The following is a 26,516-nucleotide window of genomic DNA, read 5'->3' on the forward strand; positions in this document are numbered from 1 at the left end:
TGCAGTACGCCTTCGCCAGCAGGATTAAACAAAATAGATTGACCATGCCGAATCAATCAAAGATTGAGTCACCACCGGGGCTAATTTCATAAACTTTATTTGATCTGACATAATTCCCAGTAAATCTCTTGGGTAACATGGTATGAGAAGTTTGCCATGTTTTTTGTGTAATTCCAGAAGCAAATACTGGAACATCTCGTCACTACAACTCAGGCTTAAATCCTCACATACCTGAAACCAAATCTTGCGATACAATTTTGGCTCTAATGCATCAAAATGTATCTTGTAACCCAAACGACGTAAAAAAGCTTCATCAACCAACTCTTTAGGATTTAGGTTAGTAGAAAAAAGCAAAATCAACTCAAATGGGATCTCAAAATGTTCTCCTGATTGCAAACTTAAAAAGTCCCTTCGTTCTTCCATTGGAATAATCCAGCGATTGAATAACTGTTTAGCACTGATCCGCTGTCGACCTAAATCATCAAGTAACAAGATGCCATTGTTAGCCTTTAGCTGTATCGGTGCCATATAGTTACGACTGTGACTATCGAACTGTATTTCTAACATTTCAGAGGTTAACTCTCCCCCAGTGATACGAAGCGGTCTGTGACATTGGATCCAACGGGGATCATGTCCACGTTCCAAATCCAAGGGGTTAGTGTTGAGTGATTTTTCTACAGTATGATGAAGTTCTGGATCGAACACCTGAATGATGTCATTACCAATCGCCAACGCGTATGGGATAAGAATATCATCTCCCAATACTTGGTTAAGATGGCGACAAAGAAAACTCTTACCTGTGCCTGGAGGGCCGTAAATTAACACCGGACGACTGGAGTTCATTGCTGGACCAATTTTAAGCAGTAAGTCATCAGGCAAAACTAAGGACTTTAAGCCTTGTTTTAGCATGTCAAGGGTGATTGGATTTCCTCGGCTCGATTGCTGCCTGCATATTGGCACATACTGTTTCAGCGGTACGGGGGCAAGACCAAGATAACCGCTGCGACTAAAGGTTAGTTTTGCGTGAATATCCCCCGAGTTGCTGAGGGCATAGCGCATTTGGCCACTGGCTGTGGATTGACGATTTTCAACCCAAGCTAACTTCTTGGCAATGTCGAGTAATTGTTGCAATATGCCACCCGTTACACCGATTTTGGCAACCATCTGCTCTTTGGTTAATACCCCAGCGGTGAAAATATGTTTCACCATAAGATCCAACAACAAAGACTCAGACAAACCTGTGGCTTCAATGGTAGTGGGTTTTGGCGCCAATCGGTCACAGTGTGAGTTTTGATCAAGTGACGTTTTCTCAAGAGATTCTTGTTCTAGTGACTCTTTCTCAATTGGCTCTTTCTCAATTGACTGTGATGATGCTTGAACTAGAGGAGAATTTTGCTGCTCAAATTGGAACATACTATGCCCCCATACCCAGATAGTGACTCAGTTGTACATACACACCTGAAAAGTCGAGATTATAGCTACAAGCGAATAGCCAACCGATTGCCAATGCTGGCGCGTAGGGAACCTTCTGCCCGGCCGCTTCTCCCGCTTCGGGCTTAAAATACGTTTTGCAATAGATGCAATCCCAATATCGTCTCACTGTTTTTAATAGACCCGTCATGCCAGTCTTCCAGATGACCAAGAGTAAGCTGGTAACAGCTCCAGCCGCTATGCCGTAGAGCAAGCTGTAAGCCAACAGTTCTGGGCCCATTAGGGCACCAATTCCCATCATCAGCTTAATATCACCGGCGCCCAAGACACGTATAACGAAAATAGGGAAAAGCAATGCAAACGCCAACCCAAAACCAAGGCTTGCCAGCAATAGCCCATTTAACTGGGCAAAATATCCGTTGATAGCAAAACCGCAAAATATCGCCACAAGGCACAAATTATTGGGTATACGCTGCTTAGATAAGTCTGTGGCAATGGCTATGATAAAAAATAGTCCCGCCAGTCCAACCTGAAGCATCAACTGAATTTCTATCATAGCGTATTATCCTTAATAAACAGCAGGGACTCTATGCCTAGGCCTGCTCAAGGCCTAGGCATAGAAGCAGCCTTTACGGTGTTGCAGCCCCACAATTGGTGCTTGTACCATTAACAGCGGATGCAAGACAGTCAATTTTAGTGGTCGCATTCGTCCCTAAAGTGTTAAAAGCCGCAATCATTCCTCCCACGACTAATCCGCCTGCAATGGCGTATTCAACGGCCGTTAGGCCACTTTCATCTTCGATAAAATCTTTCAACAAGTTCATAATATTCATAAAATTATCTCCTAACGTCCGGATTAGACACATGTAGCTGATGGTAGAGAGTCAATATCCTTTTAAGAGCCGTCTAGCATCGATTATGTGTCATGGATTGTTATTAACGATTAAGTAGTTTCATTCAATTAATCAATCAATTATGAAACACGATAAATATGAGCTGTTGCTTCATATTCGTGTTCTATTTAAAGATAGCAAAGAATTAACATTTCGCACGCTGCAGAATGACTTAAAGAGCATATAAACGTATCTTCTTGAGCTGCTTTTTTATTTTAACTTATAAAACAACAACTTACATTATCCAAATCGATTTTATTTTTTTATTGCAAAAACAAAAACATAACGAAATTTGCTTCAATAATTATGCCATTGCGGTGAGTGCTATTGCGTTGAACTGGGTGGCGTTTAACGAATTGCTGGTAATCATAACCTGCTCAACGCTGAGCACGCTTAATGGCAGGGGGGGGAGTGACATGGAGGGGATGTAACATTACTTATTAATTTTGCGCCTAATACGAAAAATAGTCGATAACTCGTCATCGACACCAAAGGTTGCAGAGATATATTCTTTGGTTTGCTGAGCAGATAGTTGTCCAAAATAGTTATCCAAATAGTTCTCCAACTTGAGGGATTTTATTTTGTATAGCCAATTAATCGGCTAGTTGCTATTCAAGCTCAGCCGAGCGGTCTGCCGGTGTGCTTTTTCTCCGCCACCCTCGGTTAATCCTTGAGATAAATAGCGGCTTATCCACTTATTCACTTATCCACACGGGTTCTGCTGATCTTAAGATAACTGGCAATTTTGTGGCGTGATTTGCCTGCATAAAATAATGTTACCGCTCGCCGTTTTAAACGCATACGGCCATTTTTGTTGAAGAAGTAGACCTGTGAGCGCTAAGTGCTATTGTTGCATTGATTTACATCTCCTTATCTAAGTTGTACACATCAGGCCTCAGTTGAAGCACGCCATTGGCATCAATCCAACGGGTATGGTAAATCAAATAAACAGGTAATGGCTCCGGCAATGAAAAATGCCTAGGACGCTGGTGTTCTAAAGAGGCCGTAATCGCTGAGGTATGATGCTTAACCTGATCAGCCATTAGATATTTTAACAACCCAGGGGCATTTTCTAGGCGAACGCAGCCATGGCTAAGGGCCCGATCCAAGCCATTGAATAAGGATTTCACTGGGGTATCGTGAAGGTAAATGGCCTCTGTGTTAGGAATAGAAAATCTGAATTTCCCGAGGGCATTGTAATGGCCTGGTTCCTGAACCAATTTATATCCCGACAAGTAACTGATCACTTGCTGGCCAGAGAGCTGCCCCACATCAATAACTGATGTGGGGCCAGATACAAACTTACGTAATTCAAACCCTCTACTGGCTAAATAGCCAGGTTCAATAGTGTTCTGGGGCAGTAATTCATCAAAGATGATGCTCACCGGAGGCGTCCATGTGGGGTTAATCGTAAACTGGGTGAGCTGAGTGAACATTTGCGGCGTCGGCGTAAGTGGCTTGCCGACGATAACTCTCATATGCAAAACGCTGACGTCTTTTTCAAACACATCTAAGGTGAATGAGGCGAGGTTTACCCACACATATCGCCATGGAAGATCTGATGGCAGTTGAAACCAGCTAAAAATCGTCAGCCGTATTTGTTCAATACGTTCAGAAGGCGATACATTCAGTGCCAATAAGGTTTTCTCATTAAGTGTTCCTGTGACAGAAAGCCCATGTCTTTGTTGAAAATGTTTAATCGCGTTAATAAGCCCTACATCGAAAATGGCATCTCTGTAACCAGAGCTTTTTTTAATGGGAAAATCTCCAAGCTGAGTGAGCATCCATCTTAATTTGGCCACTTCAGGCGCTCTCTGACCTAAACTCAATGACATATTAGAAAATAGTGGCCAGATGAAAGGGGTCAGTTTTTGGTATTGCCTTATCTTAGTTCTGAGCAGCTTTACTTGTTCATGGTGCGGCACAATACTGTCTACCATCTCTGCCAACTGCCCTGCATCCGACACTTTCCTCAAATGCTCCTCAGTCAAACGAACGTCTTTGCCCTTATGCTGAGATATCTCATTGAACATCTCAATAAATATTTCACCATAGCGCTCATCTGACTCAGACTGGCTGAGAACAGACTCATTGTTCATGGCATCGAACGTATGCGGGGCAAAGCCCAGATCCTGAGATAAGGCGAGCATTGTTAACGTGAAGTCTTTTGGGCCAGAGTCATCAAACCAAAGCCAAGTTCGCTGACTCCCCGTCATTTGCTCACTAGGAATCCTAGTATCATCAATCTCAGCGTTCACCTGGGCATGGGCAAGCTGAGTCAGGCTGCAAACAATCAACAAAAAAGGTATCAGTAGACAAACCCGAGCGATAGACAGGCTAACAACAGTCAGATGAAAATGAATATATCGACAGTTGTTCAACCTGTTGATAAGCATTTCAGGCCAATCTCCCCTCGAAGCGATAATGGCTTTCGGGTAAATGGATGGCTTAAATGCTAATAGCTTGTAATAAAGGCATGGATTCATATAGTCCTAATAGGGCAGTATTCAGTCTTTTGTTATTAAAAATAATGAGCATTTAGTACTGAGGCTTATAATGAAACGAGTCGAGAGACAAATTTTCTCAGTGCGAATAAAATAGCCAATCAGTTCCTAAAACTGCTAAGAAAAAATTTAGTACAAAATACGGTCTACTGCAAACTCGATGTTAAGAAGATTTAACCGTAATCCTAATATAGAAAATGATGCCAATCTTCAGCACTCTTCTCATGGTGAGCTACAATGATAACGTTGGGCATAAAAAACCAACTAAATTAACTGGCGACTTTGCAACTTTAGGGGACTTAAATGACATTAACTAGGCTCGATGGCCTCCAAGTCGCATTAACATTTACCATAGTACTGCTGATAATAGTGATCCTCTACCCTTCATGGACAGTGGCGTCGGCACGTTTTACCTTAGGGTCAGCAGATGAATCGGGTTCCACACTAGCGGAGCGCTATCTTATTCTCGGCGACTGGCCATCAGGAAATGAAAATCAACTGATCAGGCACTTTGACGAATTTCAAGTCAATATCAGCACGCCTAATAAGCCCTCAAATACCTTAAGTCAAACACCTGTTATATTAGAAGAAGAGTCCGCTAACAATCTATCATCCAGCGAATTAATACCTTAAGGCCATCATTTAACTAGCAGGCTTACAGTGAATGGCCAAAGACATGGGGTAAGTGTGTATGAACAATGAGTCGGACCACAATAACAATAAAAGCAACAGTTCAATCTCACTCATGAGAACCTATATCAGGACACTGGCATTGCTGCTGCTTTTCATTGTTGTGTTCATCAACTATAAACAATTAATACAGTTTTACTCAGCTTTTTCTCTGGCCAATGCCATGACTCAGATTGAAATAGAACACCTGTCCAGCAAAGGGCTTTTACTGGACTTAGGTTATTTTCTTGGCATAGTATTTTTGTTACATGCCTGCTGGGCTGCAGTCATCACAGTGTCTTGCCGTTCTTGGTTTTTGCTCAGTGACAATGACAATGTTAAAACCCAATGCTGGCTTATTCTCTTATTACTGCATTATATCTTCATTCTGTCAGCCAACGCTTACTTCTACCCAACTTCATTACTGGGGATCTTTCGTGGGACCCCACTTGCTAATGGCGTGTTCATAGGCATTCTGGGAACGCTTCTGATCACTAATTTTATCTTCGCAATGGTGCAAGCCCTGTTACCCAGAAAACGCCTTTTTATTGCCAGCGCATTGGTGATGACCTTACTCACAACTGTGGTTATTTATAATGTATTGCGTACCACAGAACAGACCCTTGCCACATCGAGTGACAAACCCAATATCATTATTATTGGTATCGATGGCTTACGGCCGGATCATTTAGCTCACAAGGGCGCGGACAATAAACTGGCGCCCAACATTAATAAATTACTATCACAATCATTGATTTATGATAGAACCTATACACCACAGGGACGAACCTATGTCGCCTGGATGGGCATATTGACCGGGCAATACCCTATTACAAATGGTGCTAGATTCAATCTCGCCCCTCCAGAGCTAGTGGATCTCCGCCTGCCTCTGATCACCGCACTTAAGGCGCAAGGTTATCAAGCAACCTATGCCATGGATGAGAGACGCTTCAATCAGATAGATGAAAGCTATGGTTTTGATAAAGCCATTGGCCCCAAAATTGGTGCCGCCGATGCCATCATTGCTAGCTTTGCAGACTTACCTTTGATTAACCTGTGGGTTAATACTCCTGCTTCCCACTGGCTATTCCCCTACCTTTACATCAACCGAGCCTACGGGAAAACCTATAATCCCCATCTCTTCAATCAAGAGGTGCTAAATGGCTTAGCCGTGGACAAACCCAACTTTTTAGCGGTTCACTTTTGTCAGCTACACTGGCCCTTCACATCCAAGGACTTTATTGAACTCGACAAATCCCGCTGGGATGGCAACTACAATCATTACATGTACCAAGAAATGATTAAGAAAGTTGACCGGCAGGTAGATGAATTCATGAAGGGTTTGCAAGGTCGTGGTCAACTCAATAACGCTCAAGTCTACCTGTTGTCAGATCACGGTGAAGGCTTCATGCTAGCAAAAGACCGACTGACGCTTGATAAGCTACATTCAAGCCAAACTGAAGACTCAGATAACAGACTCAATGTTGCAGCTTGGGGGCATGGCACTAATAATCTGGCGCAGGAGCAATCGGAAGTACTATTAGCCAGTATCAGGTATAAACAAGGAAAACCTGTCAATCAGGCCGGAGTAGTCAAAGGGTTATTTTCCTTGATAGATGTGGCACCCAGCATATTTGAAATGCAAGATTTCAAGCTTGAACCTCAGGATAAGCCATTCGATGGTCGCCCGCTTAAGGCTCTGGACACCAATACTGGGGGAGAGGAATATGTGTTTGTAGAATCCTCCCTGCCTGTCAACGCTATTAACGCTAGTTTTATCGATGATAAAAAGGTCATGTCCGAAACGGCATCACATTATGAAATCAGAGACAATGGCCGGATCGTAATGAAGCCCGCGGCCTATCAGGCTAATATTAGGCTTAAACAACGTTCAGTTTATTATCAAGACTGGCAACTTACCCTCTTACCCAAAGACAACAACATTATTTTGGTTAATACTAGAGAAAAAAGCTGGCAGAGCCTAGCAAATTATCAGGGTGATGCTCCCTGGCGTAAGATGCTCAATTCAATGTGTAAGCACTATGAAAAGGATCTTGATTCGATGAGTGAATACAATGCCTCAAACTGTAATTTTTAACCATCACGCCACCTCGATTAAGATAATAACTGTGGTACTCATCGTTCAGGAGTAGAAAAAGCCAACGGCTGAACATTGGGAGTTTTATTTCGCTAAAGAATAGTGTTCATAATAGTGGATGTTTGGTTGTTGAGCCGTGAACCTTCAACCATTAATATAAGGTTCACATGAAATGCCACGATGAACTATATCCACACAATGTTTAAAATTAGCGTGTGATTCGAACATTCAATGATTCAGGAATTAGACTGTGATAGTCAATAATAGGATTAAAAATAGTTCTACCACAGTTTATTTATTGGCTAGTCACTCATTTCTTAGTTGGTTCCCTTTGCACTTAACCTAGCGTTAATGCGAGATTAAATAGCCAGGCACGTCGGCTATGCTGTCTAAGACAATATCGGCTAAGGTGCTGCCCGCTTGATCAATGACTTTGCCTGTTTTGACTAATATCGCTGTCTTAAGGCCTGCGGCTCTTGCGGCCCGAATGTCATCGGCTTTATCACCTACCATGACAGACTGGCTTAAATCTATTTTTAAAAACTGCGCTGCATCTACCAGCATACCCGGCTTAGGTTTTCGGCAATCACAATCTTGCTTATATTCGCCTAGGCCTTTTTCTGGATGATGCGGGCAATAATAGATACCATCAAGTTCGACACCTTTATCGGCAAAGTTCCAATCCATCCATTCAGTTAAATGATGGAAATCGTCTTCACTGTACATACCACGAGCAATACCAGATTGGTTAGTGACGACTACTAATAGGTAACCCATTTGCTTTAACGCTAAGCATGCCTCAAACACACCATCGATATATTCAAAATCATCCACAATATGAACATAACCATTATCTTTATTGATCACGCCATCGCGATCGAGAAATACTGCTTTATTCAACCTAACACTCCTTAAACTCTATACTGTTGTGATTATCCCATTGAGATGAATTGGGTGCTAGTCAATCTGCATATTTTTGTAAATTTGTTTATTTAGCGACTTTTATAGCCTTGATTTTCATAATTGCAGAGGTTTCACTTTATAAAACGGCGTCTAAGCGTTACTCTTGCTCGAAGAATTTAGTGATAAACTATTAGAGTACATGAGCAATATAACTCCTATTATTCATAAAACCCGCACGCAACTTGTTGTTGAAGTGCTCAGAGAACGGATCCTTTCTGGTGATATACAAGGAGGGGAACCCCTTAGGCAGTCTGCGATTGCAGATCAATTAAACGTAAGTCGCATTCCTGTACGTGAAGCGTTAGTACAATTAGAAGCTGAAGGCTTGATCAATTTCGAACCGCATAAAGGAGCCACAGCAACTCTTTTATCTGTTGAACAAGTCACTGAATTATTTGAATTACGCGCTATGATCGAATCAGATTTATTGGCTAAGGCCATTCCTAACTTAACTGACGATGATCTTGGTGAAGCTGAAGTCGTTCTCGCTCAACTTGAATTGGCATTTAAACTCAAAGAGTCAGTGGCCAGTTGGAGTGAGCTTAATACTCGGTTCCATACTCGTTTATATCAAGCCGCTAATCGCCCTCATACAATGGAAGTGGTTAACGGGTTAAACACCAATTGTGATCGCTATATTCGTTTACAGTTGTTGTTTACTGGCGGGATCCCTATTGCAGAAAGAGAGCATAGAGTGTTACTCGAATTGTGTAAGGATCGAGACATAGAGAAGGCAACTATTTTATTGCGTGAGCATATCTTGCATGCCTCAGCGTTGATAACGAAACTGGTAGAACAAAAAATCAAGTCATAAAAATAATAATAAATCTTAGCCATGAGCATTTAGCATCACAACTTAGTATCAAAAAATTAATATCAAGCTATTGATATTGTAAATAATTTTAATTAACTATTGAAACGTATTGAGAGAATTTCTTATGCATTATGCACACATTACCGGTTGGGGTAAGTCTGTTCCACCCGCAACATTAACCAATGAAGATTTAGCCACGTTCATGGACACAACGGATGAATGGATTAAAACACGCACTGGGATCAGTAAGCGTAACATTAGTCACGTTAATACTTCTGAAATGGCATCTGTTGCGGCTAAGCATGCTCTTGCTGCTGCTGGGATTGATGGCAGTGAATTAGATTTAATTATTTTAGCTACCGCCAGCCCTGATACCTTGATCCCCAATATTGCATCAACGGTACAGGCCGATATTGGCGCTACATGTGGTGCATTTGACATTAACGCTGCTTGCAGTGGTTTTTTGTATGGCGTTGGGTTAGCCAGTTCAATGATCAAAAGCGGTCAAAGTAAAAAAATTCTTATTATTGGCGCTGAACGTTTATCTTTTTACCTAGATTGGTCTCGTCGTGAAACAGCGGTGCTCTTTGGTGACGGTGCTGGTGCTGTGGTACTTGAAGCCAGTGATCAACCCGGTGGTGTATTAGGTTATGAGTTAAATAACGATCCTGAAGGTCGCGACATTTTAAAATCCAGTTTTGGCACCCAAATGGACAGATTTGATAATGACTCATTAGACTTTTATATCCACATTAACGGTCAAGAGGTGTTTAAACGAGCTATTCATGGCATGGGTAATCTCAGTAATAAAGTCTTGGAAAAATGTGGTATTGATATCAATGATGTTGATTTTGTCATACCACACCAAGCCAATGAACGAATCATTGATACCTTAGTGAGTCGGATGAAAATCCCTAAAGAAAAAGCTTTCATCAACATTGCTGATTACGGTAATACTTCAGCAGCTACAATCCCGATTGCCATCTGTGATGCGTTGTCTCAAGGGAGAATTGAAGCCAATCAAACAATTTTGTCATGTGCGTTTGGGGCCGGATTAACCTCGGCAGCTATGCTACTAAAGTGGGGAGAAAGAACAACCCCTATTACAATTAGCGATGCTAAACTACCTGACTGTGATAAAACGGCATTGGAACTAATCCAACCTGCTGTGGATTATTTTTTCACAAAAGCTGAAAAGTAACCTTATCGCATAGTTTAAAAAAACCAGCTTATTAGCTGGTTTTTTTATTGATGTTATTTCACTATCAACGGGCAATCTCGATGATTTCACTTATCGATAAACGTTGTACATCCCCCATAGCCGCAACTTGCGCCAACAATAATTCCGCACACGATAATGCATCGATTAATGCATTATGAGCAGCATAGACGGGTAACCCATAGCGCGCTCTGCTGGCACCTAAACGCAATGATCCTTCTTTGAGCACTTGGTGATGCATTAAACAACGTTTTCGCTCGATAGCTAAGGTATCGATATACACCATGGGTATCGATTGCCCAAAACAACGTTGTAATTTATTTTGAATAAAATGAATATCTAACGGGGCGTGATGAGCGACTAAAATATGCCCCTGAGTCTGGGCAAGAAACCAGTTCAACGCCTCATCAATTGATAATGCCATGTGTAATTGATTGTCGACTATCCCATGCACCGTTGCACTTACCCCCACGCTGCCATCAATGGCGATCATAATATGCTGGGCGCGATTAAGCGGAATTTGGCCATCAACGATGGGCACTAAACCGATGCTGATCACTTGGTCGTTCTCAGGATCAAGCCCTGTCATTTCAAGATCAATCGCCATCAAGGGAGCATCTCGATATAATTGCGACAATGCCGGAGTAATCTCATCGATATAGGTCTTCAATTGTAGCGGTAATGTGGTCAATTTTTTGCGCCAAAGTATGGCTTTTATCCACCACAAATTGGCCATTAAAAACTCCTCATAAATTTAAGCTTTAACCCCGTTTGAGCATCATGGACCACCTTAAAGGCATCTCGAAGCTGATGGCGCATTAATGAAGAAAGATGTTGTGGTTTTAAAAAATTATTCACCTGCAAATTGTGAGTCACCTGGTAACCTTGATTTGCTAAGCGCATGTGGGCGATAAACTCATGGGCATCCGCCAAGTTAAGTGCATCTTTACGATTAATAATATTAGCGTCCATTAACGCTCTAATACGTTTAGCAGTATTAACCTCCTTGATGCCGGCACTTAAAGCATACACTCTGGCAATGTCATTAATTAACGCACTGCCTTTATGTTTTAAATCCATGCCTTTCACTTCACTGCCATCACGTTCAAGGACAAATTTCCTAAAAAAGCCTAATGGTGGCGATTCTGCCAGCGAATTACCCGCCATCCCTGCCAAAAAAATATCGTTATCTTGAGTTGAAGCAAGCACCGAATCTTGTAATTCGCTAAACAAGGTTATAGGACCAAATACTGGGCGCATATCGAAAAAGATGCTCGCGTGCATTAAGGCTTTTGGCTCTGGCGTATTAACCCATTGCGAAAAAAGCCCTTTCCATTTGACCAATGACAATCGCCATTTAGGGTTTTGCGCCATAATGTCACCTGGGCAATAAATATAACCACATTGATCTAAGCCTTTACACACCGCTTTTGTTAAAGCTTCAAAATAGGCTGCTGCAAACTCATCGGGTTCGTGTGCCAACAATAAGCCATTATCTTGATCAGAACAGGCAACCTGATCTTGGCGGCCTTGTGAACCAAAAGCCAACCAGCAAAAAGCCATCGGAGCCTGACCTAGAAGTAGTTGATTTAGTTCGATGATCCGGCGAGTTAATGCATCGGTTACCGAGGTGAGCACCCGACCAATTTCTTCAGCTCTGGCATCGGCACTAATTAAATTTTGTAATAGTAGCGGGATCTGCTTACTGACTTGAATAAGATTTTCTATGCTGCCTTGTCGCCCTATCTCGCCGATCAAAAGCAGAGGCTGTGAGCTTTGCGAACGCAATATATCTGTGCTGGTGATAATGCCTACTGCAAGGCTGCCATCTACTACCGGTAAGTGATGAATATTATGCTCACTCATCGCGAGCATGGCCTCAAACACTAATGCATTGGCATGGGTTGTCACCGGGTTGACTGTCATGGCTTGACTCACCAGCGTATTCACATCTAACCCTTCTGCAATAATCCGATTACGTAAATCTCTGTCGGTCAAAATACCGGTTAATTTTTGATTATCGATAACTAACACTGATGAAACTCGATGTTCTCGCATCAGTTTGGCAGCATCGATCACACTCGCATGAGCGTCAATGATGATGGGCTTAGATGACATGATGGAAGTAATACGACTAGTTGTGGTTAAGTCTTTGGTGGTAAATTTAGCTTCATTGCGTAAACGTTTAGCAAAAGCGCGGGTAAAAAATTGATCAAATCCTCTATGTTGAGCTCGTAGTTGGCCAAACACAGTTTGCGGTACATGGTAGACTAAACCGTCTTCAAGGATCGCGACTTTATTGACTACCTTCTCACCCGATAATAAGGTGGAAAAACCAAAGCACTCCCCTTCACCTATTCGATCGACCAACACACCTTCGGGATCGCGCACTTCAAAAGCACCGCTACGAACAAGGTATAATTTGGGATTGTCTTTATCGAACTCAACAAATGCTGATGCCTTAGTGTAATACCCAATGGTAATCATTTTAGCGCAGTATTGGATGATCTCTTTTGGAAGAGTATCAAAAGGAGAATGGAGCGCTAAAAACTGTTCGACGGGTTGTAATTCACTGGCATCCATTAATCATTTCCCTATTGTGCATGGGTCAACAGTCTCACTATAGCAAAGCATTTCACTTAACGGCTATAGGACTTAAGACCAACAAAAAGAGCGCCTAAGCGCTCTTTTTAAACTGTGATAATTAAAGCTGATTAGTGATTTTGCGCTTCACCAGACCCTTTAGGGAAACGGATTGACTCCACCATCGCCACTATCTCGTCAGGAATTTTAGCGGTTACTTTACAGACCGCAAAGGCTATCGAAAAGTTAACAATCATTCCGACCATACCAATACCTTCTGGCGAGATACCAAATAACCAGTTTTCGGACGAATTGGCTGCCGGATTAATAAACTTGAAGTAAGCAATATAACTCGCAGTAAATAATAACCCGATCACCATACCCGAAATAGCCCCTTCTTTATTCATGGTTTTGGAGAAAATACCCATGATAATGGCTGGGAATAACGACGCAGCGGCGAGACCAAATGCAATAGCTACTACAGCCGCAACAAAACCTGGTGGGTTTATGCCAAAGTAGCCCGCCATAACAACCCCTAAGGCAGCGGCTATTCGCGCATACATTAACTCTTTCTTATCCGAAATATCCGGCATTAGATTTTTCTTGAGTAAATCGTGCGAAACAGACGTTGAAATCACCAGTAGTAAACCCGCTGATGTTGACAATGCTGCCGCTAAACCACCCGCGGCAACTAATGCGATAACCCATGCAGGAAGATTAGCGATCTCAGGCGTTGCCAGAACCATAATATCTCGGTCAATGGTCATCTCATTTTTTTCACCATTGGTGTAGAAAATGTTGCCATCGTTGTTCTTATCGTCCCACGTGATTAAACCGGTTTTTTCCCAGTTTTTAATCCACTCAGGTGCTGTTTCATAAGGTACACCGGTAGATTCTGGTCCGTTAATGGTTTCAATCATATTAACGCGTGAGAATGCCGATAATGCCGGAATAGTAGTATACATAATCGCGATAAACACGAGTGCCCAACCCGCTGAGATACGTGCATCTTTTACTCTAGGAACCGTAAAGAAACGTACAATCACATGCGGCAAGCCTGCTGTACCAAACATCAATGCTCCAGTAATAAAGAACACATCGATCATGGATTTAGAACCTTCAGTATATTGAGAGAAGCCCAGTTCAGCAGACAGTCCATCAAGTTTATCGAGCAAATATACCCCAGTACCATTACCTGCAGCGTCCACTAACTCAGCCCCAAAACCAATCTGCGGAAAAATATGACCTGTCATCATTACCGAGATAAAGATAGCGGGCACCATGAAGGCAAAAATAAGCACACAATATTGCGCTACCTGAGTGTAAGTAATCCCTTTCATGCCGCCAAGTACAGCATAAAAGAATACGACCGCCATCCCGATATACACACCGGTTTCTACCTCTACTTCCAAGAAGCGAGAGAACACTACGCCTACCCCCCGCATTTGACCTGCAATGTAGGTAAAGCAGATGAAAATGGCACAAATAACCGCAACAGTTCGAGCTGTTTGAGAGTAATAACGATCACCGATGAAGTCTGGAACGGTAAATTTACCAAACTTGCGTAAATAAGGTGCCATACACAAGGCTAATAGAACGTAACCCCCCGTCCAGCCCATTAGATAAACTGAACCATCATAACCCGTAAAAGACACAATACCGGCCAATGAAATAAACGATGCAGCTGACATCCAGTCCGCTGCGGTTGCCATACCGTTCATAACAGGGTGAACACCACCACCTGCAACATAAAACTCTTTGGTTGAACCAGCTCGGGACATAATAGCTATCCCGATGTACAGCGTAAAAGTCGCGCCGACAATAATATATGTTAGTGTTTGAACATCCATTTTTAGTGCCCCTTAGTCTTCGTGAACATTGTATTTTTTGTCTAACGCATTAGCTTTCGCTACGTAAACAAAAATCAGCGCCACGAATACATACATTGCACCCTGCTGCGCAAACCAGAAACCCAGTTTGAATCCCATGAAGGTAATTTCGTTAAGTACATCTACTAATATAATACCGCAGCCAAATGACACTGCAGCCCAGATGGCAAGCAAGCTAAGTACCAAGCGTAAATTCTCACGCCAGTAACCCGCTGCCTTTTCGTTATTTTCAAAACTCATTGCGACTCCCCTATGTTATTTTTTGTAAAGCCATTGTTAATTTAGCAACTTAGGGGGGGTCTACAATCAAGACCTTAGTCGTATCTCACGAACGAGCTACTGTTGCAAGCCATTAAATCACTTAATAATCAGAGTTATACAGTTGAAAACAAGTGAAAGCCTCGATTGCCCATTCCATCGAGTTAGACCAAGGTCGAACAAAATTACCGCACAAAGAGACTTAAATGACGATCAATTAAAACAAAATGAGGCATTTACTAACAAAAAAGTCATCGTTTTCGTTGAAATATATTCGATTTCTTGAGATAAGTACTCGTATATCAACGAATCTTTTGATAATAAAAATAATAAGGATATCTTTTTGACGTTACCACGCATTAACCAACAGCACCTTTTATTGTCGATTATCTTGGGAGTAGTCGGACTGCTGATCAATTGTTTCCCAATTCAATTTTTTGCCAATGTGCAATTTGTACTAGGTAATACGATGACAGTCATTGCTGCCGTTTTATTAGGACCTTGGTACGCATTTGTAACAGCAATGATGGCATCAACAGGATTAATGCTGGTATGGGATAGTCCCCATGTGTATTTATTTTTTGGATTAGAAGCACTATTTTTAGGCTATGCGAGACGCCATGATATCTATGCTTTATATGCCGACGCCGCTTATTGGTTATTAATTGGCGCACCAATGGTGTATTTATATGCGGTTTTATTGATGGATATTCCACCATCTCACTTAGGCTTTATCATTTCAAAGCAAGGGATCAACGGACTCATTTATACCAGTCTTGCATCACTGCTGATTTTAGCTATTCCAAAGCTATGGTTTTTAAAAGATAAAGTAAAAGACCGCCATCGCAGACAATTAAGCGCGCAACTGACCTATTTTTTCACGTTAATGGTCACGTTAACATTACTGTTTTCGGCGTTAATCTTTAATTTTTATTCTTTAGAGCGTCAACAAGTCATGTTAAAACAAAATATGACAGAAGCGGTTGTGCATATATCTACCGCGGCACAGAATCATATCGAAAACCATAAGGCCGTGATCCAAAATACCGCCAATCAATTAAATTTAATGGCCGATACGCCTGAGCAATGGCAAGCTATTTTATCGAGTTTGCATCAAAGCTACCCAAGCTTTATTAGCATGCTAATTGCCGATCCTGCCGCTAACATTGTCAACGCTAGCCCATTGTCAAGACTGCTCTCAATCCAAAAACAACAACAAAGCATCAATATTAAAGACCGCGAATATTTTATTGAATCGTTTTACAATCAACGCTTTTTTGTATCATCCGCCTTTCTGGGTCGCGGCTTTGGCAATGATGCCATTATTGCCATGAGTGCACCGTTTTATCTCGATGAGCAACACACAAAAATAGCAGGGATTATAGAAGGCTCGTTTGATTTGAGCCACTTTTCATATATTGATCAAGTCAATAAATACAGCACTGATGAGTCTGTAGTGATGGTTGATGAGCAAAATCAAATTATTTACGCTTCAGAAAAGCTTGCTTTTAAACCACTATCACAATTTAATTTTGTCATAAACAAAGGTGTGTATCGCGCCAACCTTGACCTTATCAATATTCACAATACGACCTCAATTGTGCCTGAGTATATTTATACTCACCGTGAATTGAATAATGGTTGGACTGTTTATATTTTAAAAGAGTTTTCACCATTACTAAAGTTGGCCGAAGAACAAATGTTTAGTAGTTTTATTCTGTTGCTGATTTTATTAGTGTGTACGTTTTATATATCAACAAAGCTGAGTACGTTATTGACCGTGCCATTAGAAGCAGTAGCCAATCAATTTAGTCAGCCCGATACAGGAAAAGCATCAACTATTGACGAAAATTCACCTAAAGAAGTGTTCAGCTTGTATCAACGCTTAGTGACCAGTAAACAACAACTGGTTGCTCATCAATTGGAGTTAGAACAGACCGTTGCTAACCGTACTGCAGAATTAGAAAAAGCCAACATAAAGCTAACTGAACTGGTTGATCGTGATCCTTTAACAGGCTTATATAATCGCCGTTATGCTGAACGTAAATTTGGTGAGCTATTGGATTTTTGTTTACGCAGTGAACAAGCTATTACCGTTGTCTTGCTTGACTTGGATTTATTCAAAAGAGTTAATGATAACTATGGGCATTTGGCTGGAGATGAGTGCTTACGAAACGTATCTCAATTAATGCAGACATATTTTAAACGTGACATTGATATTGTGGCCCGCTATGGCGGTGAAGAATTTCTACTGATTTTGCCTTTGTCCAACGCCTTACATATTGAACAACATCTCAATGGCTTTAGAGAAGCATTGTCACAATTAAATATCACCTCACCCGAAGATAAACAATCATTCAAAGTGACTGTTAGTATTGGCGCGATTACAGCAAATGCGGACTATAACGTGCAACTCGATAAGTGGATTAAAGTTGCGGATGATAATCTCTATCAAGCAAAACAGCAGGGACGAAACCGGACAATAATTAATATCATTTCTGACTAAACTTTAGCGGTTTATTATCCAATGATGACTCAGATTGATGTCCTTGAGTAAACGCATCAATTCGAGTCATCATATAAGGATAAAATGGATTCCATTTCTGACGTAACATGTCGTCGGCTGTCATACTAAAAATGCCCCGTTCACCTTGATAAATTGCTCTGCCTATTTGGATTTTGTCAGGATTATTGCCAGATTGAGGCCCATAAAGCGTATCTTCAATCGGAAAGTTTAACGCCACATGAGATAATGAAAACACATCTTTAGGCCAGGTTAAATTTAACGCTAATACATCATTAGTTATCGATTTATCGGCTAACTCCCTTACCTGGACATGATGATCACGTTGCGGGTCATTTTCAAGCAAACTTAGACGATAGGGTAACGGCTTAGACAGCCAAAAAGGGGCAAAAGATGCCAGTGGGTCTTGGAAAAGTAATTGGTTGTTGCTCCGAGTACGGTTGACGTCAAATAACACCAATTGATGGTTTTTGTTTGCCGGTAACCTTTGATATAACAAATCAACCACAGCAAGCGAAGATACCGTATCATCGACAACTGACTGAAACGTTAACATTGCCGGAATAGCATCTAACTGCTGCACCGATAATGACCCTAATAAGGTCTGATTACGCTGGGTTAACTGATACACAACATCACCAGCATTAACGGCAAACGATTGATATTTGAACGGATCATATTCTGTTTGAATGCTGTTCCAATACAGTTTATCTTGCCCAAGTAATTTCCCCAGTTTTGCTTGCCAGTAAGCACCTGCAGCAATAGGTGTAAGACCAATTGCTGGCGATAACATGATCATGCCATCAAAGCTCGTAGACTTATCCAAGCTGATATTCTCAAGTTCATGGTTTAACGCCAATGCAGCCCCAGTTGAAAAACCCACCACATAAATGGGTTTACCCGGCAGTTGTGTAGATAAGTGTGCCACGGCAAGTGACACCGCCCCAGCAAGATCAGGCCAGGTAATGTCGGTTAACCCAGACGGAATGGTACCGTGGCCGGGCAAACGCAATCCTAAAACATATGCCTGTTGCTTATAATGCTGTGCTAAATGCGACATCATATAGGGTGAATCAGACATGCCATGTAACAATAATAGGCCAAACTCTGCTTGTGGGTTTTTCCATTCAAATGAGCGATTCCAATTTTGCTGCCATAACCTAGGATCAGACAGACTATGACGCTCATAACGATTAATAGGAGACGCTATTTCAGGCTGATACTGACGATAAACTTGCTGTTCTACTTCAGCAAATAGTTTATCTTCTAATAGTAAATATTGATTAAAATCAGTTAAGCCTGACTGCTGATGATATTCAGAGGTTAGGTGTGTAGTGTGCCACAATGATAAATTAGGCCGAGCATTAAGCATCCAAACGGCAGCGATAATTAACGCTAAAGCAATCCCCAAAGCAGCATAAAATGCGGCAAACAAAAAATGTTTAGTCGACCCAATTACAATAGCGCGCATAGTAAACCTTATTGAAAATAAATATCAAATGAACAACAATATAGCTTAACATTTACCGTCAAACCGCCAAACAATAGCCATCCTTAACTATAGTGGAAATGATATGTCATCAGCTTTATTTAGCCATATATGGGGGCCCATGAATCCCGATATCATTTTTTATTTACCTACGCCTCCAGCGTTACCGGAACATTGGCAAGCCTCTCACGTTGATGCAGTAACACAACTCGTCGTATTGAATGGAAATCACTGGCGAAAAATTGTCACCATTATGGCTAAAATTTGCTGTTTAGAGCACGATATCAATGCTAACAAAGGGGCTTGTTGGAAGTTGATCCGCGACAATCTGTTTAGTGAATCTGCTGAACGGCATCAACCAAAAACCGACAAGAACATCAACAGTGACATTAAAACACCACGCTTACGTTGCCAATTACGTATTGTTAAAGCAGATGTTAATTATAGCGACGACTTAAAGCTGTCTTCTGTATGTTGGCATATTATATGTGGTAATGAAGCCCAGCTACGAATGGGGATAACGGATCGTCGGCAATATTCATCACTGGATGACCAGCAAAAAATACAACGCCAGCACCCAGTGTTACTGACACCATATTTAGATTATCGACAATATTCATCACTGGATGACCAGCAAAAAATACAACGCCAGCACCCAGTGTTACTGACACCATATTTAGATTATCGACAATATTCTAATGCGCTCATTGAACTGACACGACAACACATCGCCGCTACAAAACATTAGCGATTAGTCGTAAATAGTTGCAATAGGATCACGCTTATGTTGGGTACGTTTATAGATACTAACGAGTTTATCTTCAACTGATTGGGCAACGTCTTTACCTTCTAAGAAGTCATCAATTTGATCATAAGTCAGTCCTAAAGCGGCTTCATCCTCAAGTTGAGGTTTATTGTCTTCTAGATCAGCCGTAGCGGCTTTGTTAACTAATAGATCAGGTGCGCCCAAATAAGCCGCTAACTGACGTACCTGACGTTTATTTAGCCCAAACAACGGGGCTAAATCGCACGCGCCATCTCCCCACTTAGTATAGAAACCGGTAATATTTTCAGCACTGTGATCGGTGCCAACAACTAAACCACCTACTAACCCTGCAATATCATACTGGACTATCATGCGCATTCTAGCTTTGACATTACCTTTAAGAAAATCAATTTTGGCAGCATCTGTTGATGCTAAACCCACCGCGGTGAGACCGGCTAGTGTGGCATTATGGATGCCAACAACCCCATCATGGACATTCACTGTCACCAGTTGTGAAGGCTGAATAAACTGACAGGCTTGTTGGGCTTCAGCTTCATCTTTTTGCACGTGGTAAGGCAAGCGAACGCCAATGAACTGGTACTCGTCACTGACCTTTTCTTGATTAAGGCTATCCACTGCCAGCTGGCACAAACGCCCTGCAAGGGATGAGTCAACACCGCCGCTAATACCCAAAACTAAAGTACGACTGTTAGCTTCTATTAATTTTGCCTTGATAAAAGCAATTCTACGCTGGGTCTCAAACTCTGGCTCAATAGCCTTAAGTACATGCATCTCTTTTAAGATTTGTCCTTTCACGTGGCGCTCCTAATTGCTTATTAATAAACTAGATGTCGATATCTATTCTATAAAAATTAACACAAAAAAAAACGATAATGATGCTTCATTATCGTTTTTTTTTATCGACGACAGATCATCGTTCCCAATAAGACTCTTCTAGACTGTCTTCTCGCTCAGGCAAACCATGGGACAAACGTGGACTATGCTGAGCTAACACTTCGTATGCAACACGATTAGCGTATTTACACACTTGTGAAAATGATGAATAACATATGCCGTCTCGTTTATGTTTACTCGAGCCAGGTATATTGGTTTTATGGAAAGTATTGGCTGATAAATCATGAAGCAGCGCAGACAACGCACCATCGCCAGCACCATTGGTATTACGAATTAATTCCGGCCCACCCATATAAGGTGCAATATGTGCGTATACTTTTATCGGCGTGTCACAATCTGCTTGTAATTTCGGTCGAGAAAACTCATAACGATTGAACTCGGGAATGGCTCCAGGTAATAAGGTATGACTGGTTTCGCGTTTTTCATTATCCTCAGTATAACCTGCGGTATAAAGTCCTATCTCCCCCGCCGTGGTTAACACCATGTCACACCATTCAAGAGCGGCTTCGCTGGCAAGTAATGGGTCTTTAAAACCTGTTAACGCTTCGCCTTCATCTTCATTCATGGCTAAAATAGTGACATGTTCATTAATAAAATTTTGCCACCACTTTGGCTCTTCTTGAATTAAAAAACGCGTGCCTAAGGTTAACACGACTGGCACATCAGCCTCTTTGGCGTAATTAATCGCCGTCATTGCGGCATCAGTAATACCGTCACCGTCACTGGCACGCATTAAATATGCCGTGATGACTAATGCTGAACTGCCCTGCACCACCTCTTTATCGATATAGTCTGGTGTTAGTTTATCCATGCATCCTTTACTAATCGCAAACGTGCGCTCACCACTGTCGGAAATCAGCGTAAAACAACGACCAATAGGACCGTCGACAGGTTGTAAGAAGTTGAGGTCGACCTTTGATGAAGTATGACATAAATAGCGATAAGCGTAGCTACCTACCATAATATGTTGGCTCATAACCCCAAAAAGCACCGAGCGGTCATCGGCTAAAATAGAATAATTGTGTACTGTGTTACCAATGGTGCCACCAGCAAACTCATCACTGATGATCTCATTGAACTTAAGTTCATTATACAAATGATGGGCTTGCTCATCGTTAATGAGCGTTGAGTTGCCTTTAGGTAAACCGTAACGCTGAAGTAATTCATCATCAACTTTGGCTTCGATATCCACCAGCGTCTGGTCAATCCCACAAATATAAGTAGAAAAAGGTTGAGGCTGCTGCGTAAGTTGAGCTAATAAAGGATCACGACTGTTTACAGGGAAATAGTGCTTGGACTTACGTTGACCAGGGAACTTCATATTGGACTCTCATAGCTTGGCATCCATGCAAGTGTGAAATTAATGATTACTGACACCCATTGAATTTTTAATGAGTTGTCATCCGCGAAAATGGCGGCAAATTTTATCATAGGTAAGCGTTAATTCTATATCACTTTTATCATTTTCACGGCCTAAATAACCTTAACGCGGGATAAGAGATGGATAGAGAGCTAAAATGCACAGTGTTTTGAGCGATTTTATTTAAAACGTGCCTTTTTTTACTAGCAAGGGCAATCTGCGCGTCAATAGCAGGCCTATTGTAAGTCAATGCAGCGTCGGTATTGCCAGAGAAAAGAGCTGTTTGATAACCGTTTTCCCACCCCGTTCGGAGGTAAACAGAAAGACGTAGATGTCCAATATCTGTCTATCATTACGTTTTCGAGCAATTAGCTTGTCCATTAAGCAATAAAAAAGCCTGCAATGCAGGCTTTTTATTGAGGCGTTAATTAGCGATTATTTTAGAATATTGGCCAATTGCTCACTAACTTTAGCAACAGATTGAGTACCGTCAAACTTGTTGTACTGAGTTTTACCTTCTGCTGCCACTTTGCCATAGTAATCGACTAATGGTTTAGTTTGCTCATGGTAAATACCTAAGCGCTTACGTACGGTGCTTTCTTCATCATCTGGACGGATAGATAAATCTTCGCCAGTGACATCATCTTTACCTGCCACTTTAGGTGGATTGAATACCATGTGGTAAACGCGACCAGAACCAGAATGGACACGACGTCCGCTCATACGCTTAACGATTTCTTCGTCTGGCACATCAATCTCAATCACATGATCGATTTCAATTCCGTTTTCAGCCATTGCATCGGCTTGTGGGATCGTACGAGGAAAACCGTCTAATAAAAAACCTTTTTCACAGTCATCTTGGGTAATACGCTCTTTCACTAAACCAATGATAAGATCGTCAGAAACTAATTGACCTGCATCCATTACTTTCTTAGCTTCTAAACCTAATGCCGTGCCAGCTTTTACTGCTGCACGCAACATATCACCGGTTGAGATTTGTGGGATACCATACTGCTCCATAATGAACTGAGCTTGGGTACCTTTACCAGCACCTGGGGCACCCAATAAAATAATGCGCATCTCAAAAGTCCTCTTTTAAGTTTGTGTTCTTTTTAGGGCGGCGATTTTCGCACATTTACCACACTATTAATAGCGCTTTTGTTATAGCATTAGACCTAAATCTAATAAGGATTGTAACAAAATGGCTGCAATTGTTTAATACAATAAAGTATACAATTTACGCCGATATAAATTGGCTAACGCGTTGCCTTGGCCTATTGCAGTTAAAATGTCCATGAAGACTTGTTTAACGTTACCCTCTGCAGCGCTCATGTCTTTTTGTAAAATAGCGAACAATAATTCGAGTGCTTCTTCATTACGATGGGCAACATTTAATGCTTTGGCTAAGATTAACACCGCATCAATATTGTCAGGTTGGTCGGTAACATTCTGTTGCAGTTGACGAATTTCAGGCGTATCTGCCGCATCTTCCGCTAACGCTAATTTGGCCACTAAATTGTGATAGTAACTATCTTGATCAGCTAAACCTATACGGGCTAGCAACACTTTTGCTTCCGCTAATAAACCTTGCTGTAACGCCACATCTATCATCACCAATGCGACTTCAGGTTGCTGTTGCGCATCGTTATAAATGATTGTTAATTGGTCTGCTATTTTACCCAAGTCTTGCGACGATAACTCGCCTTGGGCTAATTGTTGCTTAACCTCATCAAACGCTTGTATCCACATAGGCGGTAAATGTTTGTCGAGTATGTCGCAAATTTGTTGTTGGCTTTGTTGCCCAGCAAAACCATCAATCGGTCTGCCTTTATCTAAAATTAATGTGGTCGGTACATCTTGGATTTGGAAATAGTTAGCAATTTCTAACTCTGTTTCACAATCCACTTTGGCTAAAATAAATCGTCCAGCTTGTGCCGTTACCAGTTGTTCCAGCGTTTGTAACATCTGTACGCTTTCGGGCTGTTGTTGAGTCCAAAATGCCAATACCACCATTTTTTGCATTGAGGTATCAACAACTTGCTGAATATTATCTTTAGTAAGATCGATGAGGTAGTCCATATTGCCTCCGCGGTATGACAAAAACAAAAGCGGACTTATTGTCCGCTTTTACTGCTTAAATCGAAGTTATTTTACACTCGCCAATAACATTTGATTGGTCAGTTTAATAAACGCTGATGGATCGGCCAGACTGCCTTTTTCTGATAACAACGCTTGTTGTAATAACAAGTTAGCCCAATCAGCAAACAGTTTTTCGTCAGCTTCGTTATTGAGATGTTCAACCAAAGGATGGGTTGGATTAATCTCAAATGTTGGCTTAGAATCTGGCACTGGCTGGCCTGCAGCTTGCATCAGTTTAATCATCTGAGTCGACATTTCACCTTCACCGGCTACCACACATGCTGGCGTGTCAGTTAAGCGTGATGTAACACGAACTGCCGATACGCGGTCAGCAAGTGCAGCTTTAACTCGTTCAACAAGTGCTTTTGATTCTTCAGCAACTTTGTCATGAGCTTCTTTATCGGCCGCATCTTCAAGCTCGCCTAATTCTAAATCACCTTGGGTGACAGAATGTAACTTCTTCTCTTTGAATTCAGTTAGGTGGTTCACTAACCATTCATCGATACGCTCTGACATTAATAATACTTCAATGCCTTTTTTGCGCAGTAATTCAAGATGAGGACTATTTGCTGCGGCTTCATGGCTGTCGGCAACAATATAGTAAATCTTGTCTTGGCCTTCCTTCATGCGCTCAATATAAGCAGCTAATGACACCGTTGTGGCGGCCGAATTGTCATCAGTAGAAGCAAAACGCAATAGTCCTGCAATGCGCTCTTTGTTAGCAAAGTCTTCTGCTGGGCCTTCTTTTAATACTTGACCAAACTCAGCCCAAAAAGACTGGTATTGTTCAGGCTCATCTTTAGCCAGTTTTTCAAGCATACCTAACACACGTTTGGTGATCCCCACGCGCATTGCTGTAGTTACTTGATTATCTTGTAAAATTTCTCGAGATACGTTTAGCGGCAAGTCATTTGAATCGATTAACCCGCGAACGAAACGTAAGTAAGAAGGCAAAAACTGCTCGGCTTCATCCATAATAAACACACGCTGAACAAACAGCTTCAAGCCATGTTTATGGTCACGATTCCACATATCCCACGGCGCTTTGGCTGGGATATACAACAAGCTGGTGTATTCTTGTTTGCCTTCGACACGATTGTGAGACCATTTTAATGCCTCGCTGTAATCGTGAGAAATATGTTTATAAAATTCTTGGTATTCTTCTTCTGTGATATCTGACTTATTACGAGTCCAAAGCGCGGTGGCTTTGTTCATCACTTTCCACTCACCTTCGGTTGCCGCTACTTTCTCGCCATCAGGGCCATCAGACTCTGGTGTACCTTCATTCCACATTTGTACCGGAACAGAGATATGATCAGAATACTTAGTGATAATTGATCGTAGACGATAATCGTCAGCAAACTCGGTTTCTTCATCACGTAAATGCAGGACAATTTCAGTACCACGTTCATTTTTAGTAATACTGTCTACACTAAATGAACCTTCACCTTCTGACTCCCACAATACGCCTTCATTAGCCGCATGACCGGCAGCACGAGTTCGCACAGTGACTTTTTTGGACACGATGAAAGCAGAATAGAAGCCCACACCAAACTGACCAATTAATTGTGTGTCTTTTGACGCTTCGCCAGAAAGGTTACTGAAAAACTCTTTAGTGCCCGATTTGGCGATAGTGCCTAAGTGTTCAATGACGCTATCACGGGTCATACCAATACCATTATCAGTAATGGTTACTGTGCCTTTTTCTTTATTGGCACTAACACGGACGCGTAAATCACCGTTACCTTCATATAAGGCATCATCGGTTAAGGCTAAATAGCGGAGTTTATCTGCTGCATCGGCCGCATTTGAGACTAGCTCACGTAAGAAAATCTCTTTATTTGAATACAGAGAGTGGATCATCAATTGCAGAAGTTGTTTTACTTCGGTTTGAAAGCCATGAGTTTCTTGTTGTGACATGAATATTTCCCTTGGTGTTACGTTGAAACAATCACGAGTCGATTAATCTACTCGCCTTAAAAATCGGTGTTAACCAAGAGAT

General features: G+C 41.6%; 21 protein-coding genes. 6 read left to right on the forward strand and 15 right to left on the reverse strand.

What is annotated here, in order from left to right:
- Positions 1-24: 24 nt before the first annotated feature.
- The 4 genes from CXF80_RS06250 to CXF80_RS06270 all read right to left on the reverse strand — a co-directional run bounded on the left by CXF80_RS06250 (position 25) and on the right by CXF80_RS06270 (position 4,624).
- Positions 25-1,413 (reverse strand): AAA family ATPase, encoded by a 1,389-nt coding sequence (locus CXF80_RS06250; RefSeq protein ID WP_101032063.1) that lies wholly within the window; start codon positions 1,411-1,413, stop codon positions 25-27.
- Position 1,414: 1 nt separating this feature from the next.
- Complete coding sequence (locus tag CXF80_RS06255) at positions 1,415-1,987, reverse strand: A24 family peptidase (protein ID WP_101032064.1); 573 nt, start codon at positions 1,985-1,987, stop codon at positions 1,415-1,417.
- Positions 1,988-2,060: 73 nt separating this feature from the next.
- On the reverse strand, positions 2,061-2,264 hold the full coding sequence (locus CXF80_RS06260; protein WP_101032065.1) for a Flp family type IVb pilin: 204 nt from the start codon (positions 2,262-2,264) through the stop codon (positions 2,061-2,063).
- A 920-nt stretch (positions 2,265-3,184) separates the two neighbouring features.
- Entirely contained in the window at positions 3,185-4,624 is a 1,440-nt protein-coding gene (locus CXF80_RS06270; protein WP_198554738.1) for a L,D-transpeptidase family protein, read from the reverse strand.
- 507 nt (positions 4,625-5,131) lie between these two features.
- Here CXF80_RS06270 and CXF80_RS06275 point away from each other — a divergent pair.
- Complete coding sequence (locus tag CXF80_RS06275; protein ID WP_101032068.1) at positions 5,132-5,461, forward strand: hypothetical protein; 330 nt, start codon at positions 5,132-5,134, stop codon at positions 5,459-5,461.
- Positions 5,462-5,519: 58 nt separating this feature from the next.
- Positions 5,520-7,595 (forward strand): sulfatase-like hydrolase/transferase, encoded by a 2,076-nt coding sequence (locus tag CXF80_RS06280; RefSeq protein ID WP_101032069.1) that lies wholly within the window; start codon positions 5,520-5,522, stop codon positions 7,593-7,595.
- A gap of 348 nt (positions 7,596-7,943) precedes the next feature.
- Here CXF80_RS06280 and gmhB read toward each other — a convergent pair whose 3' ends face one another.
- A complete protein-coding gene (gene gmhB / locus CXF80_RS06285; RefSeq protein ID WP_101032070.1) occupies positions 7,944-8,495 on the reverse strand; it encodes a D-glycero-beta-D-manno-heptose 1,7-bisphosphate 7-phosphatase in 552 nt (183 codons plus the stop codon).
- Positions 8,496-8,697: 202 nt separating this feature from the next.
- Here gmhB and CXF80_RS06290 point away from each other — a divergent pair, with 202 nt between their 5' ends.
- The gene (locus tag CXF80_RS06290; protein WP_101034690.1) at positions 8,698-9,372 is read left to right on the forward strand and encodes a GntR family transcriptional regulator; all 675 of its coding nucleotides are present in this window, start codon (positions 8,698-8,700) and stop codon (positions 9,370-9,372) included.
- Positions 9,373-9,496: 124 nt separating this feature from the next.
- The gene (locus CXF80_RS06295) at positions 9,497-10,573 is read left to right on the forward strand and encodes a ketoacyl-ACP synthase III (RefSeq protein WP_101032071.1); all 1,077 of its coding nucleotides are present in this window, start codon (positions 9,497-9,499) and stop codon (positions 10,571-10,573) included.
- Positions 10,574-10,637: 64 nt separating this feature from the next.
- Here CXF80_RS06295 and CXF80_RS06300 read toward each other — a convergent pair whose 3' ends face one another.
- The 4 genes from CXF80_RS06300 to CXF80_RS06315 form a co-directional block, all read right to left on the reverse strand.
- Complete coding sequence (locus CXF80_RS06300) at positions 10,638-11,327, reverse strand: exonuclease domain-containing protein (protein ID WP_101032072.1); 690 nt, start codon at positions 11,325-11,327, stop codon at positions 10,638-10,640.
- Positions 11,327-13,174, reverse strand: coding sequence for a DUF294 nucleotidyltransferase-like domain-containing protein (locus tag CXF80_RS06305; protein ID WP_101032073.1), 1,848 nt, complete (start codon positions 13,172-13,174; stop codon positions 11,327-11,329). The genes CXF80_RS06300 and CXF80_RS06305 overlap by 1 nt, the downstream gene beginning before the upstream one ends.
- 131 nt (positions 13,175-13,305) lie before the next feature.
- On the reverse strand, positions 13,306-15,024 hold the full coding sequence (locus CXF80_RS06310) for a sodium:solute symporter family protein (RefSeq protein ID WP_101032074.1): 1,719 nt from the start codon (positions 15,022-15,024) through the stop codon (positions 13,306-13,308).
- A 12-nt stretch (positions 15,025-15,036) separates the two neighbouring features.
- Positions 15,037-15,303, reverse strand: coding sequence for a DUF4212 domain-containing protein (locus CXF80_RS06315; protein WP_101032075.1), 267 nt, complete (start codon positions 15,301-15,303; stop codon positions 15,037-15,039).
- 361 nt (positions 15,304-15,664) lie between these two features.
- Between CXF80_RS06315 and CXF80_RS06320 the strand changes: the two genes are divergently transcribed.
- Positions 15,665-17,827: a diguanylate cyclase gene (locus CXF80_RS06320; protein ID WP_232772054.1), complete on the forward strand. Its 2,163-nt coding sequence runs from the start codon at positions 15,665-15,667 to the stop codon at positions 17,825-17,827.
- Here CXF80_RS06320 and CXF80_RS06325 read toward each other — a convergent pair.
- Positions 17,814-19,316, reverse strand: coding sequence for an alpha/beta hydrolase (locus CXF80_RS06325; protein ID WP_101032076.1), 1,503 nt, complete (start codon positions 19,314-19,316; stop codon positions 17,814-17,816). The two genes, CXF80_RS06320 and CXF80_RS06325, sit on opposite strands and share 14 nt — an antisense overlap.
- A gap of 103 nt (positions 19,317-19,419) precedes the next feature.
- Between CXF80_RS06325 and CXF80_RS20260 the strand changes: the two genes are divergently transcribed.
- On the forward strand, positions 19,420-20,082 hold the full coding sequence (locus tag CXF80_RS20260; protein ID WP_198554846.1) for a DUF6942 family protein: 663 nt from the start codon (positions 19,420-19,422) through the stop codon (positions 20,080-20,082).
- Between the two features lie 3 nt (positions 20,083-20,085).
- On the opposite strand, the gene nadE is transcribed toward CXF80_RS20260, so the two are convergent.
- The 5 genes from nadE to htpG form a co-directional block, all read right to left on the reverse strand.
- Positions 20,086-20,916, reverse strand: a complete 831-nt coding sequence (gene nadE / locus CXF80_RS06335; protein ID WP_101032077.1) for an ammonia-dependent NAD(+) synthetase — start codon at positions 20,914-20,916, stop codon at positions 20,086-20,088.
- Positions 20,917-21,031: 115 nt separating this feature from the next.
- A complete protein-coding gene (locus CXF80_RS06340; RefSeq protein ID WP_101032078.1) occupies positions 21,032-22,336 on the reverse strand; it encodes an inosine/guanosine kinase in 1,305 nt (434 codons plus the stop codon).
- Between the two features lie 474 nt (positions 22,337-22,810).
- Positions 22,811-23,455, reverse strand: coding sequence for an adenylate kinase (gene adk / locus CXF80_RS06345; RefSeq protein WP_101032079.1), 645 nt, complete (start codon positions 23,453-23,455; stop codon positions 22,811-22,813).
- Positions 23,456-23,590: 135 nt separating this feature from the next.
- On the reverse strand, positions 23,591-24,454 hold the full coding sequence (locus tag CXF80_RS06350) for a tetratricopeptide repeat protein (RefSeq protein ID WP_101032080.1): 864 nt from the start codon (positions 24,452-24,454) through the stop codon (positions 23,591-23,593).
- Positions 24,455-24,520: 66 nt separating this feature from the next.
- Complete coding sequence (htpG, locus tag CXF80_RS06355) at positions 24,521-26,434, reverse strand: molecular chaperone HtpG (RefSeq protein ID WP_101032081.1); 1,914 nt, start codon at positions 26,432-26,434, stop codon at positions 24,521-24,523.
- Between the last annotated feature and the right edge of the window lie 82 nt (positions 26,435-26,516).

Source organism: Shewanella sp. Actino-trap-3 (genome assembly GCF_002836275.1).
GTDB lineage: Bacteria > Pseudomonadota > Gammaproteobacteria > Enterobacterales > Shewanellaceae > Shewanella > Shewanella psychromarinicola.